Annotated in this window: 13 protein-coding genes, 1 tRNA gene and 1 other RNA gene; 6 read left to right on the top strand and 9 right to left on the bottom strand. The window is 63.2% G+C overall.

Annotation, left to right across the window (positions count from 1 at the left end):
- Positions 1 to 189 precede the first annotated feature (189 nt).
- Genes HMPREF3176_RS07515 through HMPREF3176_RS07495 form a run of 5 tightly spaced genes read left to right on the top strand, consistent with a single transcriptional unit; the run spans position 190 to position 7,358 of the window.
- Positions 190 to 3,378, top strand: a complete 3,189-nt coding sequence (locus tag HMPREF3176_RS07515) for an alpha-mannosidase (RefSeq protein WP_070459368.1) — start codon at positions 190 to 192, stop codon at positions 3,376 to 3,378.
- A complete protein-coding gene (locus HMPREF3176_RS07510) occupies positions 3,375 to 4,430 on the top strand; it encodes an alkaline phosphatase family protein (protein ID WP_070459365.1) in 1,056 nt (351 codons plus the stop codon). Before HMPREF3176_RS07515 ends, HMPREF3176_RS07510 begins: the two co-directional genes overlap by 4 nt.
- An 8-nt stretch (positions 4,431 to 4,438) precedes the next feature.
- Complete coding sequence (locus HMPREF3176_RS07505; RefSeq protein WP_141742387.1) at positions 4,439 to 5,101, top strand: HAD family hydrolase; 663 nt, start codon at positions 4,439 to 4,441, stop codon at positions 5,099 to 5,101.
- Positions 5,098 to 6,621 carry a beta-N-acetylhexosaminidase gene (locus HMPREF3176_RS07500; protein ID WP_070459490.1) on the top strand — a complete coding sequence of 508 codons (1,524 nt, stop codon included), beginning with the start codon at positions 5,098 to 5,100 and terminating at the stop codon, positions 6,619 to 6,621. Before HMPREF3176_RS07505 ends, HMPREF3176_RS07500 begins: the two co-directional genes overlap by 4 nt.
- A 59-nt stretch (positions 6,622 to 6,680) precedes the next feature.
- Complete coding sequence (locus HMPREF3176_RS07495; protein WP_070459362.1) at positions 6,681 to 7,358, top strand: metal-dependent transcriptional regulator; 678 nt, start codon at positions 6,681 to 6,683, stop codon at positions 7,356 to 7,358.
- On the opposite strand, the gene HMPREF3176_RS07490 is transcribed toward HMPREF3176_RS07495, so the two are convergent.
- The 8 genes from HMPREF3176_RS07490 to HMPREF3176_RS07455 all read right to left on the bottom strand — a co-directional run bounded on the left by HMPREF3176_RS07490 (position 7,342) and on the right by HMPREF3176_RS07455 (position 14,791).
- A complete protein-coding gene (locus tag HMPREF3176_RS07490; protein ID WP_070459359.1) occupies positions 7,342 to 8,208 on the bottom strand; it encodes a metal ABC transporter permease in 867 nt (288 codons plus the stop codon). The genes HMPREF3176_RS07495 and HMPREF3176_RS07490 overlap by 17 nt on opposite strands.
- The gene (locus HMPREF3176_RS07485) at positions 8,205 to 9,137 is read right to left on the bottom strand and encodes a metal ABC transporter permease (protein WP_070459356.1); all 933 of its coding nucleotides are present in this window, start codon (positions 9,135 to 9,137) and stop codon (positions 8,205 to 8,207) included. The genes HMPREF3176_RS07490 and HMPREF3176_RS07485 overlap by 4 nt, the downstream gene beginning before the upstream one ends.
- Positions 9,134 to 9,862, bottom strand: a complete 729-nt coding sequence (locus tag HMPREF3176_RS07480) for a metal ABC transporter ATP-binding protein (RefSeq protein ID WP_051120618.1) — start codon at positions 9,860 to 9,862, stop codon at positions 9,134 to 9,136. Before HMPREF3176_RS07480 ends, HMPREF3176_RS07485 begins: the two co-directional genes overlap by 4 nt.
- 53 nt (positions 9,863 to 9,915) lie before the next feature.
- Positions 9,916 to 10,857, bottom strand: a complete 942-nt coding sequence (locus tag HMPREF3176_RS07475) for a metal ABC transporter substrate-binding protein (protein ID WP_141742386.1) — start codon at positions 10,855 to 10,857, stop codon at positions 9,916 to 9,918.
- 529 nt (positions 10,858 to 11,386) lie between these two features.
- Complete coding sequence (locus HMPREF3176_RS07470) at positions 11,387 to 12,559, bottom strand: hypothetical protein (protein WP_070459354.1); 1,173 nt, start codon at positions 12,557 to 12,559, stop codon at positions 11,387 to 11,389.
- A gap of 152 nt (positions 12,560 to 12,711) precedes the next feature.
- Positions 12,712 to 12,796 (bottom strand) — tRNA-Ser (locus HMPREF3176_RS07465).
- A 127-nt stretch (positions 12,797 to 12,923) separates the two neighbouring features.
- Positions 12,924 to 13,040, bottom strand: a complete 117-nt coding sequence (locus tag HMPREF3176_RS07460; protein WP_016663766.1) for a methionine/alanine import family NSS transporter small subunit — start codon at positions 13,038 to 13,040, stop codon at positions 12,924 to 12,926.
- Complete coding sequence (locus HMPREF3176_RS07455; RefSeq protein ID WP_070459484.1) at positions 13,037 to 14,791, bottom strand: sodium-dependent transporter; 1,755 nt, start codon at positions 14,789 to 14,791, stop codon at positions 13,037 to 13,039. The genes HMPREF3176_RS07460 and HMPREF3176_RS07455 overlap by 4 nt, the downstream gene beginning before the upstream one ends.
- 181 nt (positions 14,792 to 14,972) lie before the next feature.
- Between HMPREF3176_RS07455 and ffs the strand changes: the two genes are divergently transcribed.
- An RNA gene (gene ffs / locus HMPREF3176_RS07450) (signal recognition particle sRNA small type) lies at positions 14,973 to 15,068 on the top strand.
- Positions 15,069 to 15,087: 19 nt separating this feature from the next.
- Here ffs and HMPREF3176_RS07445 read toward each other — a convergent pair.
- Complete coding sequence (locus HMPREF3176_RS07445; protein WP_070459351.1) at positions 15,088 to 15,678, bottom strand: DUF421 domain-containing protein; 591 nt, start codon at positions 15,676 to 15,678, stop codon at positions 15,088 to 15,090.
- Positions 15,679 to 16,268 lie beyond the last annotated feature (590 nt).

Raw genomic sequence — 16,268 nt, 5'->3', positions numbered from 1 at the left:
GTTTTTCTGGGTTGGTGCGTGAGGTGCCCGGTCGTGCCTCATCGAAAGCGTGGTTTCTTCCCAGGGGTAAAAGGTCATTATGTGTGCGTTTAGTTACACGGGGTGTTTTTGTGAGCTGGTAAGCTCGCTGCGTGCGCGGTTTAGCGATGGGGCTGGCCGTGAAACTAGGGCGATGTTCTGGAGGGTGGAGTGTTTGACGATTCAACGCTTGTGGAGGACCGCATCGAGCGTCTCCACGAGAGGCTGGGCAAGGAGCTCTTCAGGGTTCTCGCGCCCGTTCAGGTCACCGCGTGGAAGGCGCCGGGTGAGCCCGTTGACTTTGCAACGGCGGCGGGCTCGAGCTATACCCCGATTGCCTCGGGGGATCGCTGGGGCCCGGCGTGGAGCACGTGGTGGTTCCGTATGAAGGGCACCGTTCCCGCAGAGGCGAGAGGCGAGCGCGTGCACCTGCGGGTCGATCTTGGCTTCGAAGGTGATTGGGCAGGCAACCAGTCCGAGGGCCTCGCCTACACGACCGCTGGAACGCCGCTCAAGGGCGTCAACCCCATGAACCGCCTGATCCCGCTGACGGGCGAGGGGCTTCCCGCGACCATCGCGAAGGCGGGGGAGCAGCTCCTCGACGACAACGGTGCCGTTGAACTCCTCATCGAGGCCGGCGCAAACCCCAATATGGGCGACTACATGAACAATCCCACCGACCTCGGGGACCTTTCGACGCGCCCGGACACACCCGTGTGGGCGTTCGGTGGTGCCGACCTCGTGGTGCGCAACGGGAGCGTGTGGCACCTGTGGCTCGACGTCGAGGTGCTCTGGGGCGTGCTCAAGGAGCAGCCCAAGGATTCGACTCTGCGCGCGACCCTTCTGCGCAGGCTCGAGGAGGCCGCGGACATCGTCGACGCTCAGGGCATCCAGGAAGGGGCCGACGCCGCCCGCGCCCACCTCGCGCCCGTGATCGCGAGTGGTGCCGGAGCCTCCGCCCAGGTGATGAGCGCCGTGGGACACGCGCATATCGATTCCGCGTGGCTGTGGCCCTTGCGCGAAACGCGCCGCAAGGTCGCACGCACCTTCTCGAACGTCCTTGCCCTCGCCGAGGACTACCCCGAGTTCACGTTCGCGTGCACGTCTGCGCAGCATTACGCGTGGCTCAAGGATGGAGCCCCGGCGCTCTTCGCGCGCGTAAAAGAATCGATTGCGAACGGCCAGTGGCACCCCGCGGGCGGCATGTGGGTTGAATCCGACACCAACCTCCCCGGCGGCGAGGCTCTCGTTCGCCAGTTCACCGTGGGACTCAACTGGATGGAGCGAGAGCTTGGCGTTGCCCCGACGTGCACGTGGCTTCCCGACTCCTTCGGGTACACGGGGGCGCTGCCGCAGATCGCGCGCCTCAGCGGCATGACGACGTTCTTCACGCAAAAGCTCAACTGGAGCCAAACGAACTCACTTCCGCACCACACCTTCTGGTGGGAGGGGATCGACGGCACCCGCATCTTCACGCACTTCCCGCCCGTGGACTGCTACGACTCGATCGTGAGTCCCGAAGAGGTCTACAAGGCCGAACGCAACTTCAAGGAGAAGGGGCGCGCGAAGCGTTCACTCCTCCCATACGGCTACGGCGATGGTGGCGGCGGTCCCGTCGCGGAGATGGTCGAGCGCGCACGGCGTTTCGCCGATATGGAAGGGGCGCCGCGCCTCGAGTTCGATTCGCCGGACGGCTTCTTCGACAAGGCGCGCGAAGAGTACCCGAACGCTCCCGTGTGGAGTGGCGAGATGTACCTCGAGTTCCATCGCGGCGTGTACACGTCGAGCGCCGAGCTCAAGCGCGGCAATCGCGAAGTTGAAGCGAAGCTCGCCGTTCTCGAATGGCTCGGAGCCCTCGCGACCGGGCGCGGAATCGACTACCCGCTCGACGAGGTCGAAGAGCTGTGGCAGCGCGCCCTTCTCCTCCAGTTCCACGACATTCTGCCCGGCTCGTCGATCCACTGGGTCAATCGTGAGGCACGCGCCGAGTACGAGGCGCTGCGCACCGACATCGAACGGCTCATCGACTCGCTCTTCACCTCCCTCGCAGGTGAGCACAAGAGTCAGGTCGAGGTGCGCGAGGGCGGCCACGGTCAGGCCGCGGCGCTCGCGGGCTCCGAACCCACCGTTCTCAATCCCTCGCCCGTGGTTCGCCGCGAGGTGTGGGAGCATTCCGACGGCTGCTCGCTTATCGAGGTTGCTCCATTTTCCGCTGCACCTCTCTCCTCGGTTGAGGTGGAGCCGGAGAACCCCGTGACGTGTGAAAAGCGCGAAGGTGGCACCGTGCTCAACAACGGCCTCGTGGAGGTTGTGATTGACGCAAACGGTCTCGTGTCGTCCCTTCGCGACCTCAGGGCGGGCCGAGAGCTGCTCGCGGCAGGGGAGAAGGCCAATGCGCTCAGCATCCACCCGGACTTCCCGAGCTGCTTCGATGCGTGGGAGCTCCAGCACCAGTACAAGCGCAGCGAAACAGTGCTTGAGGAAGCGCTCGAGGTGAAGGTCGTGACGAAGACGGCGCTTCGCGCGTGCGTCGAAGTACGCCGCTCCCACGGAGATTCCACCTTCACCCAGCGCATCATGCTCGATGCGGACGCACGCGCCGTCGACTTCGAGGTGCATGTCGATTGGCGCGAGAAGCATCGCGTGCTGCGCGTGGGCTTCCCGCTTGCACTGAGTGCCCGCACGGATCGTTCGGAGATCCAGTTCGGGCATATCGACCGTGCGATCGCGAAGAACACTTCGTGGCAGGAAGCGCAGTTCGAGGTGAGCGGCCACCGCTGGGCGCTCCTCGAAGAACCCGACTACGCGGTTGCCTTCGCCAACTCGCAAACATACGGGCACGATGTCCGCGTGCTTGACGCTGCCGGCGCCGACCGCCGCGGTGGTGTCGCGTTTGGCTACACGCTCTTGCGCTCGGCCACGGCGCCTGACCCGGAAGTCGATCTCGGCGAGCACACGCTTCGCTACAGCCTCGTGTGTGGCGCGGACATCGCGCACGCGCACGCCGCTTGCCTCCGCCTCACGCAGCCGCTTCGCGAAACCGCTCACGCGCTCGAAACATCGGCTGTCGCGAGCATCGAGCACCGCGAGGGCGACACGCTCGCCTTCATCGACTCCGTGAAGCCCGCCGACGACGGGTCGGGCGACCTCATCGTCCGTCTCCACGAGGCCGAGGGGCGTGCGGGCATCGCCCACGTCCGCTTCGCCTCCGCGCCGAGCAAAGTCCGCGCGACGAACCTGCGCGAAAAAGAAGCGCCGGAGGTCGCGCCCGGCCTTACCGCGTGTAGCGAGGACCCCTCGCTCTACGAGGTGTCGATGCACGAATTCCAGATTGTGACCGTAAGGGTGGCCCGCGCATGAAACTTCTTCTTATATGCCTCGATGGAGTGAGGGCCGACATCGCCCTTCCCGAATTCGTTGCGGCGGATCCGCACTTCGCGAAACCCGATCACGACGCTGATCCGCGCTTTCGGGCAGTGACCGACGAGGACGAGCCTGCCGTCGGACCGAACGACCCCCCGCTTGACCGCACCCTCGCCCCCGAGGATGCCCCGAAGAATCTCGCGCCCACGCTCGCGCGGCTCGCTCGCGGCGACGAGCACTCGGGCGGGCACATCACGCCCATGTGGATGACGCCGCCGACGGACTCCGCGCCCGGCTGGTCCTCCATCCTCACGGGCTCCACGCACGAGGAATGCAACGTGTGGTGGAACGAATTCGTCGGCCACGACCTCGCGCGGCGCCCCGACATCCTCTCGCGCGTATTCTTCGCGAACCCCGCCGCGCGCACACTCGCCGCCGCCACGTGGGAGGCGTTCTGTGCTCCCCACGGGCTCGGGCCGCTGCTCCAGCACCGCATGGATCAACAGCGCACCGGCCAGCACCAGACGTTCCACCCCGACCTCAAGGACGGATTGGATCGCGCGGACGATGACGTTGCGCACTGGGCGACGTGGAAGCTTCTCCACGAGGGCCCTGACGCGGCGGTCGTGTACTTCGAGGGCGTTGACGGCGCGGGCCACGCGCACGGCGCCGAATCGGAACAGTATCGGGACGCGATCCGCCACGTCGATGAACTCACCCGTCACCTCGTGAAAGCTGTTGCCGAGCGTCACGAGCAGCTCGGCGAGGACTGGCTCGTGGCCGTCACGACCGACCACGGCCACAAACCCGAAGGAGGCCACGGCGAGGACGAGGTCGAAGTGCGCCGCAGCTTCCTCATTACCCACCGCATCGGCGCGCCCTTGCCTGACGTTCTTACCTCGCGCGATGTGCTCCACAGCGAGCAGGTCATGTGGGACCTCCTCGATGCCATGGGCGTGCGCCAGGGTAGCTACGACGCCGAAGGAGTGGGAGTGCTACGCGACATCGAGCAGGTGGGCCCCACGCGCAACCTCGCTTTCGAGTGGTGAGGGTGGCCGTGGCGGAAACACTCCCGAGCCGGGTTGCCGGCGTCATCTTTGACATGGACGACACACTTTTCGATTCGGAAAAGGCGTGGCACGAAGCAGCCGCTGCCCTGTGGCGTGATGCAGGGGGAGTCTTTCGCGGCTACGGAGACCGAGGCGGCACCGTCGAAGACCTCGCGAACGCGTTCCTTGACGAATTCGGGGGAGGGGACGAACGCGAAGAGCGCATGGGTGACGTATGCGCGAGACTCGAAGACGCGATCCGCGAGCGACTCGACGTCGACCTCGCGCCCATGCCTGGAGCCGACGCCCTCACGTCTCGCCTCGCCCAAGTGGTGCCGCTCGCGATCGGCTCCAACTCGCCGCAACGCATCGTCGAGCAGTGCGTGCGCGCGATCGGCTGGCAGGAGCGGTTCACCGCAGCCCTCGGCGTCAGTGCACACATGAACCCCAAGCCCGCCCCCGACCTCTACCGTGAAGCGGCCAGGCGCTTAGGAGCCGACCCTCGCGATTGCGTCATTTTCGAAGACTCGCCCACGGGAGCCCGCGCCGCTGTCGCTTCGGGCGCCTTTGTCGTGACGATCGGCGACGACGCACGTGGAATCGGGACGGTGGCAGTCGATACTCTTAACGACGACATCGTGACCTCGTGGACACCGGAGCAGCTGACATGAGAACCCTTATTCCCGAACCAACAACCGTGCGCGAGCTGGACGGCCACTTCACCCTTCCCTCGCCCCTGCCACTGACCGGAGGCGGACAGGCCGCCGACTATCTCGAGGAACGACTTTCCCGCGCGGCCGGCGTGCGCGTGTGCGAAGGCTCCGGCGGAGTGGTGTTCTCCCGCGACGATTCCCTCGGCGACGAGGCCTACCGCCTGCGCGTGAGCGCCGAGGGCATCCAGATTGAGAGCGCCGACGACCGCGGTGCCGGATGGGCCGTGCAGACGCTCCTCCAGCTCCTTCCGCCCGCAATCTATTCATCGGGCCCCATGGAGCCCTCCTCCCTCGTCGTGCCGTGCGTCGAGATTGAGGACGCCCCGCGCTACCACTGGCGCGGCTCTCACATCGACGTCGCCCGCAACTTCCTTCCCCTTGAGGGCCTCTACAGGCACCTCGAGGTCATGGCGATGCACAAGCTCAACGTCCTGCATCTCCACCTCACCGACGATCAGGGGTGGCGCATTCCCATCGAAGGGTTCCCGAAGCTCATCGAGAAGGGATCACGGCGCCCGGGAACCCTCGCGGGCCATCAGCCGCCGCCCGACGAAAACGACTGCGACGATGTCGCGGAACACGATGGAATCGAATGCGGCGGCTACTACACGCGCGACGAGATCACCGCGCTCATCGAACGAGCCGGAAAGCTCGGCATCCAAGTCGTGCCCGAAATTGACATGCCCGGGCACATGGAATCTGTCGTCGCCGCATACCCCGAGCTCGGCTGTGTCCCCATCGAACACCCGCGCACGTGTTGGGGCATCTCCGAACACGTTCTCGCCCTCACCGACGAAGCCGTCGAATTCTGCCGCGCAGTGCTCACCGACGTCGCTTCGCTCTTTCCCGACTCACCCATCCACGTGGGCGGCGACGAATGCCCCGGTAAGGAATGGCGCGAACACGAGGCTTCGCGCGCAACCATGGAACGCATCGGTGCAACGACACCTGCCGAGGCCCAGGCCTGGTTCGAGAACGAAGTGTGCACGCACGTTCTCGGCATGAACCGCCGCGTGATCGCATGGGATGAGGTGCTCGACGGCACCGTGCCAGAGGGGACGACGGTCATGGTGTGGCGCAAGTCCGAAGCGGTCGAGGCGGCGATGAACGCCGGCTTCGACGCTATCGCCGCGCCCACGGAGTTCACGTATTTCGACTACCGCCAGCACTCCGGGGAGGACCACCCGCTCACGATCGGCGGCAACCTCCCGCTCAGCAAGGTCGCGGGCCTCAGCGACCTCCTCGACGCCGTTGGCGGCGAAGGCAAAGGCGAACTGCTCGGTGCGCAATTCCAACTGTGGACCGAATACGTGCACGACTGGGTGAAAGCCGAGTATCTTCTGTGGCCCCGAGGCTGTTCGGTCGCGCAGCAGGTGTGGTCCGGTTCGGCCGGCAACGCACGTGAGCTCGAGACGATGAAGGCCCACCTCGCGCGCCTCACGGCACGCGGCCTCAACTGGTGCCGCACGGCCCAATAGTCTTTGATCGGCTCAGCCGTGAGCCGGTCATGAGAGAGCTGTGTTGCTACTGTGGTGGCGTGTCAGTAGAGAAGCTCTCCGGTAGTGTGCAGGATTACCTCAAGGCTGTGTGGGTTCTAGGCGAGTGGTCGAACGAACCCGTGACGACCTCGAAGATTGCCGCGCGCGTGGGAGTTCGACCGGCAACGGCATCCGAGACCATTAAGAAACTGGCTCAACAGGCGCTCGTGGAGCATTCGCCTTACGGGGCAATCACGCTCACGGAAGAAGGACGCTGCCTCGCTCTCGCTATGGTGCGCCGACATAGACTCATCGAGACCTTCCTCGTTGAAAAGCTCGGCTACGGGTGGGAGGAGGTGCATGCCGAAGCAGAAGTGCTTGAGCATGCGGTCTCCGATCTCATGGTGGAGAGAATCGACGCCGCGCTGGCGCACCCCACGCGAGACCCGCACGGTGACCCGATTCCAGGGCCCGACGGAAAACTTGAAACGATCCCCGCGTTCCAGCTCACAAATCTTGCGGCAGGGGAGTCGGCACGAGTGGAGCGAGTGTCGGATGCTGATCCAGCGCTCTTGCAGTTCCTCGCGGGGAAAGGGCTCACCTTTGGGGCGATCGTGCGTGCACGCGAAGCGGAACCTTTCTCCGAGACGCTCGACCTTGAGGTCGACGGCGTGAAGGGGATAGCGGCGCTCGGCAAGACTGCGACTGACGCTGTGTGGGTCACGGTTCTCGAATAGAGGGGCGAACCCGAGAGAGCGCCGTGCGGGCGGCGAGTACGCAGAAAAAGATGAGGCCATAGACGACAGCCATGCCCGCGCTCGTCGCCGCGCCGAGCACGTAGGCGAGCCAAAACCCAGCGAGCGTTCCGAGCGTAGCGACGAGAACACTTCCGATCACCATGTCTCGAAGGTCTCTGGACCACAACCGCGCTGTCGCGGCGGGAATCACGACCAGGGCAAGTACCAGGACAGCGCCGGCGGCGTGAAAAGCGGCCGTCACGGTGAGCGATGTGAGAAACATGAAGACCACATTGATGGCTCCCGTGCGCACGCCGATTGATTGGGCGAATGCTGGATCGTAGGTGGTGATGGTCAATCGTGGGAACAGCGCGGCGATTACGCCGATGTTAAGGGCGAGAACCGCGAGCATGACGTAGAGGTATTGCGGTCCCACGTCGATGCCGCCGATGGTGAGAGGTGTCCATGCGGCGAGATTGACATCGCCCACCAAGACCGCGTGTTCATCGAGGTGGACATTGCCGAAATCGATCGAGATGAGAAGAACGCCGGCGCTGAAAAGAGCGGGAAACACAAGGCCCTGCGACGCATCTCCCGCGAGCAAACGCGTGCGTGAGAGTGCTTCGCTTCCGAGCACGACGAGGAGCCCCGCGCCTGCGGCGCCGACGATGAGCAGGGGAGAGGTAAGAGAGTGCGTCAGCGCATAGCCGATCACGACTCCCGGAAGAACCGCATGGCTCATACCATCGACCATCATCGAACTCTTGCGAAGTACGACGAAAACTCCGGGAAGAGCCGTAGCGAGTGCCGTCGTGACAGCTAGGGCACACGTACCAAGGATGAAGCTCACAGTTTCCTCCCTTGCCCGGGTGACGATCGAAAAGTGCGGCGCGTCGTCGAAGACGCGACCATGCGCGCAAGGATTCCACGTCGAGGGGCGCACAGGAGTGACACGACGAGAGCCCCGACGAGCACGAGAACGGTCACGGGACCGCTCGGCAGTTCCCCGAGCGCGACAGACGCATAGGCGCCGAGGCTGCTCGCGCCCGCACCAACGAGAGCGGAGCAAAGTGTCATGGAGGAAAGCTCGCGCGTCCACTGGCGTGCGACCGCCGGAGGGGTCACAACGAAAGCCACCATGAGCACGAGCCCGACGGCTTTTACCCCCGCGACCGTGGCGATCGCGAGCATGGCGAACATGGCCGCATCGATCACCTTGCCGTTCAGCCCGAGTACCGTGCAAAACTCCGGATCGAACGCGCGCAGCGAAAACTCTTTCCACAGGGCGAGCGTCACGAGGATTGCGCACCCGCCGACTACCGCGCTCGAGGTGATGTCGGCTTTCGTGAGCGTTGAGGCGTTACCGAAAAGAAACGCACCGATCCCACCCTTACCGGGGAGGGAACTTTTACTGATGAACTGAAGGAGCAGCATACCGGTTCCGAAAAAGAGCGAGAGCGTCGTGGCCATCGCGGCATCGATCGTGAGCGGTGTGCGAGACGCGACGAAGTTCGCGACGAGATGCGCTGCCGTTCCGGTGACCGCCGCTCCTATGACGAGAAGAAGTGGCGAATGTATGAAGGCGCCCGGACCAAGCGTTGAAAAAAGGAAGGCGAGGAGAACCCCAGGGAGGGCTGAATGCGAGATGACGTCGCTCGCAAGCGACTGGTGGCGCACATAGGCGAAGCAGCCGAGTGCCCCAGCGATAGCCCCGATGAGGCTCGTCCCCACAAGGACGCTGCGGTACGTGTAGACCGAAAGAAAATCGACGATACTCACGAGTGGCCTTCTTCGCGAGAGACGAGGGCGCGCGAGAGACATCCATCGAGGTCATACGCGCGCCGAATAGCTACGTCTGTGAGGGTGCGTTCCACGGGGCCCGATGCGATGAGTTCAGTATTGAGAATCGCAACGTCAGAGCAAAACTCCCGAACAGTCGCAAGATTGTGATGAACGAGCACAACGGTGCGCCCTTTCGAGCGGAAGTCGGCAAGAACATCAAAGATTGCACGCTCGCTTCGCGCATCGACCCCTTGAAATGCTTCGTCGAGGATGAGGAGGTCGGGCTCTTGTACGAGGGCCCGGGCGAGAAAGACACGTTGGCGCTGACCACCCGAGAGCTCATTAATGTGGCGTGTGCTCAGATCCTCGAGGCCGACCTGGCGAAGCGCCGCGAGCGCACGCTCACGCTCGCGGCGCCCCGGCCGGCGAAACCACCCGAGAGTGCCGTAGGTCCCCATTGTCACAACGGTGAGCGTGGTCGCGGGAAAGTCCCAATCGACGCTCAGAGATTGCGGCATGTACCCCACTCGCGAACGTGCCACGCGGAGGCTTTGCCCGAAAAACTCGGCCGTGCCCGTGAGGGGTGGAACGAGCCCAAGCATGGCTTTGAGCAGAGTGGATTTTCCCGCCCCGTTGGGCCCGACGATCGCCATGCAGGCGCCGCGTGCCACTTCGAGCGTGACACCTTTGAGGACGATATTTTCGCGGTAGGCGACTGTCATGTCGGTGACGCGACACGCGGGCGCGGCGACACTCTTAGCAGGGGGTTGCACCGTCACTTCCCAAGCGCCTCCGCGACAGCGTCAACGTTGTGGGTGAAAGCTCCCAGGTACGTGTCGACCCCGGGTTCCGCTCCAAGGGAATCCGCGTAGAGCTCGGCATCCGAGATCTTGACGTCCCACCCTTTCGCGTGCACGGCTTCTTGGAGACTCTTGATGGCCTGCGGGTTGGCCTGGTTGTCGAGGAAGATCGTGGGAACTTTCTTCGAGGCGATGAGGGTTGCAAGCTCGTCGATTTCCTTTGCGCTCCGCTTGGCTTCCGTCGAGATGAAATCGGTCGCGTGAACCTCGAGATCGAAGTGCTTTCCGAAATAGTTGAAGGCGTCGTGCCCCGTCACGAGGATGCGGGGCGCATCGATCTTTGCGAGTTTTGCGTCGGCCTCACTCACTGCTGCGCGAATTTTTTCCTTGTATTTCTCGGCGTTCGCGCGATAGGTTTTTTCGTTTTTGGGGTCGGCCTCGGCGATCTTGTCGGCAACCGAGTCAACGGCGATGAGCCATGCTTCAGGGCTGTTCCAGATGTGGGGGTCGTGGAGCGGGCGCCCTTTGTCGTCCTTTTCTGGCCACGGCAGGAGAAGCTTCTCAGGGACCTTCGAGCCGACAGCGAGTTGACGATCGCCGAAGCTTTCGAGCTGAGAGGTCATGTGGGCCTCGAGATTCAAGCCGTTCCAGAAAACGAGGTCGGCGCTTCGCATCTTTTCGATGTCTTGGGTGGAAGGCTGGTAGGTATGGGGATCCCCTCCGGGACCCACCATCGTCGTGATCTCGGCGTCTGGGGCGATGTTCGCGACGGCATCGGCGAGGTAGCCCGTCGTCGCGTACACGGAGAGTTTCTTGCCGTCGTCTTGGCGTGTGGTTTGGCCTGAGCAGCCAGTGAGTGCGAGCGCCATGGCAGCGAAGGCAACGACGGCAGCGCGTGCTGACTTTCGAAGGTTCACGTTATCCCTTTGATGCTGGAGTGAAGACGTGCCGAGCAGGCGTGCATCCGTGCACGTCGGATGTCGACCCGTCTCTCGCGCCCTATGACGCGAGAAATCCAGGATGCACTAACAAAGAAGTTAGGGCAACCTAAACCTGTGGGTGTTGTGTGTCACGAGAGCGCGGTCGAGCAAGGAAGATGCATCGTTATGCTCCCTCGCGCCTCGATTTAATCGTGGGTCGACTTCTCTCGATCAGCCGGGTGTCCTGGAGTGCTACGTATGGAGCATCGAAGGGTGTCCGCTTCGTGTTCGGCGCTGACATAATTCCCGAGGGGAGCTTCGTGGGATCATCCGTGTGCAGGAGGCGGAGCTTGCGGCCTAGGCGCCAGAGAGTTTCCTCGCGATCCGGTCAAACGGGGTGAAATCCCCGGCGGGGGAGTGAAGCACCTAGGGGTTTGCGATTCCGACGGTATCCAGGCAACCGTCGGACCCCACCTCAAGAGCTGATGCCGCCAGGCCTAGCTTCCCGGCTACGCCAGCCCAACATTTAACCTTGCGCGTTCTTCGCGGCCTGCGCACGTGACGCATCATGCGCGAGTGCAAAGGCATCGGTGGTGTGCATGAAATCTCGTGCCCACTCCGCTCGTCTCGTGGCCGCACGTCGGTACTGACTGCGCTGAACCTTGTCCCCGGAAGCAGCAAACCCCTGGACGTGCTCGAGCCGCTCAAAGTGCTCCATGACCTTCGCGAAGGCATCGTCGGGGGAGGCGAGAGAGTGCGTGACGCTCTCGTCGTTCTCAATTTCGTCGTACTGCCAGCGCCCCTGAGCGTTCCGCAGGGCCCACGCGGGGGCCCGGTCGCCAATCTCCCTGCGCAGGTACGCATCGGGTTCCTCGGCCACGGTGATGTCGATACGCGCATACCGATCGCGCACGGCGGGCGAGCAGCGGAAGAGACGGCGAATGTCCCGCGCGTCGAACCCGGAAAAGTAGGGAACCTGCCCTGCAAGGGAACCGTCGGACTGAATCAGGTGATTGAAGAGGTAACTCGCGCTCCCGATGAACAGGCGCTCGCTGCCGGAGGATAACGGGGAGAGGTACTCCTCGACGTAGTACACGCACGAAAGGATGGCGGCCATGTCGGCGGCAATGGCCCGATCGAACTCTTCCGTACTTTCGGGGCGGAACTCCCATGTTGCACTTCCGTATTCCTTGTAAATCAGGTCGCGGAAAGCATCAACGGCTTTGTCGATTTCGCCCGTCACGCGTGGATCCCCTTCACCGGAATCTTTCGTCGAAAACCGATGCCTAACGTGCTTATCCGCACGATCGGCGAACACGAGCTTCCACGTACCGCCTCCGTCGCTCCTTACGTTACGAAAGATCCCATACGAAACCGGTAAGACCCGGCTCGTCGCCGTGGTCACCATGTTTACACCCTTAATTTCGCCCGGCTCGCTCCCCTCAAATTTCTCGTCGAGGTCATCTTTGAGGGACCGAAGGAAGCGATCGGGGGCCCCGCTCCTCGGCCGCACACGCCTTAGCTCACGAATGTGGAAACCCGAAATGGGGTCGATGACACTCTCGGCGTGCAACTCATCGAGAAAGAGGCTCGCGGCAATCTTCGTGGGGAAGTGGTGCTCGGGCGGCTCCTGCGAGCACGCCTCTGCGCTCTGTGCGGTGCACTGTTGAATCTTGTCGAGCGGGGTAATGTGCCACATGTGGGACTCCAGGCGCCGGTCGTCGCTTCGTCGTGATTGAAAGGGGCGCGCACCGAGTTTATGTACCGGTTCTGGTGGAACTGCGAGAGCCCCAGCGCGAAAAACGGGCACCGGCCCAACCATGAAGGCTGAGGCGGTGCCCGCTCAATCAGCGGAGGATAGGGGATTTGAACCCCTGAGGGCGTGAACCCAACACGCGTTCCAGGCGTGCGCCATAGGCCGCTAGGCGAATCCTCCAGTTCGCTGCCGTGTGCGGGACATACCCGCCACAAAGGGCAACGCGCTCCAGTGTACCCAAAAAGACATGCGCGGCGCATGTGCGGGCCGGAATCGCTCGGTACAGACGGGTCGAAGGTCACACGGCTTAGTCGTCTTCGGCTGAAAGATCGGGATGGCGCAGTAGATTCACGATCGCTGCACCGAGCCCGCCCCAGAGCATAAGCATCGAGACGATCAGCAAAACAACGGCTGACGCATTCATCGCTTCCCTCCCTTCGTCAAGAGGCGCGCGAAGAGTCCGGCGCGCGCGGGGTCATCGTCGGCGCGAAGCTCTTGCGGGAACTGCGTCGTGGACGTGGGGGCCTCAAGCGGCTTGCCGCGCACGATGCTTTGAGCGATCGGGTCGCCGTCGGAGTCGAGCTTGCCAGCATTGGAGGCTTTCGGCCACGGGATTGCGCTCATGATGATGGCTAAAGCGACGAGTGTCGCCGCCATGCCCCACCCAAACGTATTGACGAACCACGAGGGCATGCCGCCGTAGCCGTTCGCGAGGATTTCGCGCGCATCGAGCACGAGGGTGACGGCGAGGATCGCCGGGGCGATGACCGAGATCATGACGTACCAAAAATCGCCCACTCGGAAGGAGCCGTACATATTCAAGTGGTCGCGCAGGGCGGGGATGCCGCGAATCACGTAGGAGAGAACGAGCGTCCCCACGAGGGCAGCGACCACGATGCCAAACGAATTCACGAACTTGTCGGAGACGTCGAGCAAGTTGAGGCCCGTCGTCGTGGAAAAGCCGAGGGTCGAAAGGATCGCCATGGGGATGCCCACGGCGAGCGTGCCGGCAACGCGGCCAAGGCCCAGCTTGTCCTGCACAGCGGCGATGATGACTTCGAGGATCGAAATGAGCGAGGTGAAGCCGGCCACGAGCAGAGAGCCGAAGAACAGCGCACCAATGAGAGCACCGAGCGGGGCCTGATTGATGATTGCCGGGAAGGCAATGAAGGCGAGACCGATGCCGTCGGTCGCGACGTCGGTCACCTGTTGGCCGGTTGACGCCGCCATGAAGCCGAGAGCGGCAAACACGCCGATGCCGGCGAGGAGCTCGAAGCCCGAGTTCGAGAAGGCGACAACGAGGCCGGAGCCCGTCAGGTCGGTCTTCTTCTTGAGGTACGAGGCGTAGGTGAGCATGATGCCGAACGCAACCGAGAGCGAATAGAAGATCTGCCCATAGGCCGCGATCCACACCGAGCCGTCTGTAAGAGCACCCCAGTCGGGCGTGAAGAGTGCATCAAGGCCGAAGCTTGCGTTCGGTAGAGTCACCGCACGAATGACGAGCACGAGGAACATCACGATAAGAAGCGGGATGAAGATCGTGCTCGAGCGGGCGATCCCGCCTTGAACGCCGAGCGCAAGAACACCGACGCTCAAAACCCACACGACGATCATCGCGATGAGGATCTTCGGCACGAAATCAAAGCCAATCCCCGTTGTCTCAGCGGGGACCGACGCCGTGAACTCACCGAAAAACGCCCCTGGGTCATCACCCCACGCCTTGTTAAAGCTGAAGATGAAGTACCACGCAGACCACGCGAGGATTGCCGCGTAATACGCCGCGATCACTACGCAGATCATGACCTGCCACCAGCCGATAGCCTCGGCCTTGCGGTTCATGCGCCGCCAGGCGAGAGGTGCGGAACTACGCCACCGGTGCCCAATCGCGTAATCCATGAAGAGGAGCGGAACACCCGCGGTGAGGAGCGCGATCAGGTACGGAATCATAAATGCGCCGCCACCGTTTTCGTACGCCGTGTACGGGAAGCGCCAAATGTTGCCAAGCCCCACCGCCGAGCCGATCGCCGCAAAAATAAACGCTGTGCGGCCGGAGAACGCGCCGCGGTTAGCGCGCTGTTGTTCGGGGGCGGCGTGCGAAGTGGTGGGGAGACCGGCGGGTCGGTCAGTGCTCGGGGCCGACGGTTCCACGCCCAAGTGGTGGGGATGATCGGTCATCGTGGTCTTTCCATGTGGGGTGTTCGCGTGGGTCGCGAATTGAACCTCCATAGTGTGGGGAGGAGGAGCGCGCCGTGTCCACCGCGTTTCGCGATGTGGTCGGCTCCGAGAATGGGGCTCGTCTACATCACAGTGGCCGACGGTGGCTGTGCGAAATACGTTGCGAGCCTGTATCGTTGAGGGCGACTCCCCGCGTGGTGTCATCCATCGGAATCCCCCAGGGCTTGACGGCAGCAAGGGTACGAAGGCTCTGGCAGGTGCGCGGGGAGTCGTTTTATGCCGTCAGCGAGCAGGGGTTAGTCGAGCGAGTCGTCTTCGGAAAGAACAAATTCCTGCCCCACGACCCCCTTGATAAGGAGGGGGTCAATATTTTCCCCTTCGCGGATGACGCTAATGAAGCCGTTCGGCTCCATAATCGCGCACTGAACCTGGCTCCGGGTAGCGATGCCGGAGCGACGGAACGCGAATGCGAGGTCCTGGTCCGTGACGCGGGCCCGCCGCGCGTAGTGCTCGATTCTCTTACCGTGCGCGAAGACGACGACGGGTCGTTTGTTGAGACCAAGCGCGGGATATTTTGTCGATCGTGACAGTGCCGTGTTGAGCGCGCCGAAGATCACTTCCATGAGAACGAGGGTGACGAGCCCGATCACGCCTGCGGCGAGGGTGGGTGGGTGTCCAATCACGACGCGGCCTGCGACTGCGCCGAGCATGATGATGACGGCGGCGTCGAAGCTCGTCGACCCCGTGAGGATGCGCGGCCCAAAAATGTGGATGAGGAGGTAGAAGACGAGGTAAATCACGACGGCGGAGAGGACCACGATGGGGATACGCCACCATTCGATACCGACCGCCCCGATCAGTGCTTCGGTCCACTGCGCAAATGTCATGGGTTAAGCCTAGGCCACCAGCCCCTGAGGCGCGGGGGCCGTCCCAGTCTCCTCCTTCCCACGCTGCTCCCTCTCTCCCTCGCCGTCGCACTTTATGAAAATTCTCGAGTTATGCGGGGCTGCTGCCCTTGCCATGCCCCTGTTTCTTCATGAAGTGAAACGGGAGAAGATGGGCGAGGCGGGGGAAGAGGAGGCGACGCGGGGGAAGAAGGCAGTGAGGGGCGGAAGTGGGGGCGGAAGTGGGGTGGTGAGGGATTGCAGGCGAGGGGCTGTGGCAAACTCTTTCCTCTTGCCGCGGCTTTCGCTTCACAGCCTGCGGTTGTCAACAGCGGCGTTACCCCTGTGATTTGAATACCTCTCAACTTCAATCCTTGGAGTATGAGAATTGACTTTTCCCACGAGACTGTGAGTGCGGCGCAACTTTTCGAGGCGGGTTGGACCCGGCGTTCCATCAACCGCGCTCTCGCGATGGGAAACCTCGTGCGGGTCGCGTACGGGAGCTACTCGTTCACCCCGCTTTCGACGGAGGATCTGGCTATACGCGCCGTCAGGCTCGGCTGTTGGGTCACGTGCTTCTCGGCACTCGAAAG

This window comes from Dermabacter sp. HMSC08H10, from assembly GCF_001807585.1.
Taxonomy (GTDB): Bacteria; Actinomycetota; Actinomycetes; order Actinomycetales; family Dermabacteraceae; genus Dermabacter; species Dermabacter hominis.
This window is presented reverse-complemented; position numbering and strand designations above follow the sequence as displayed.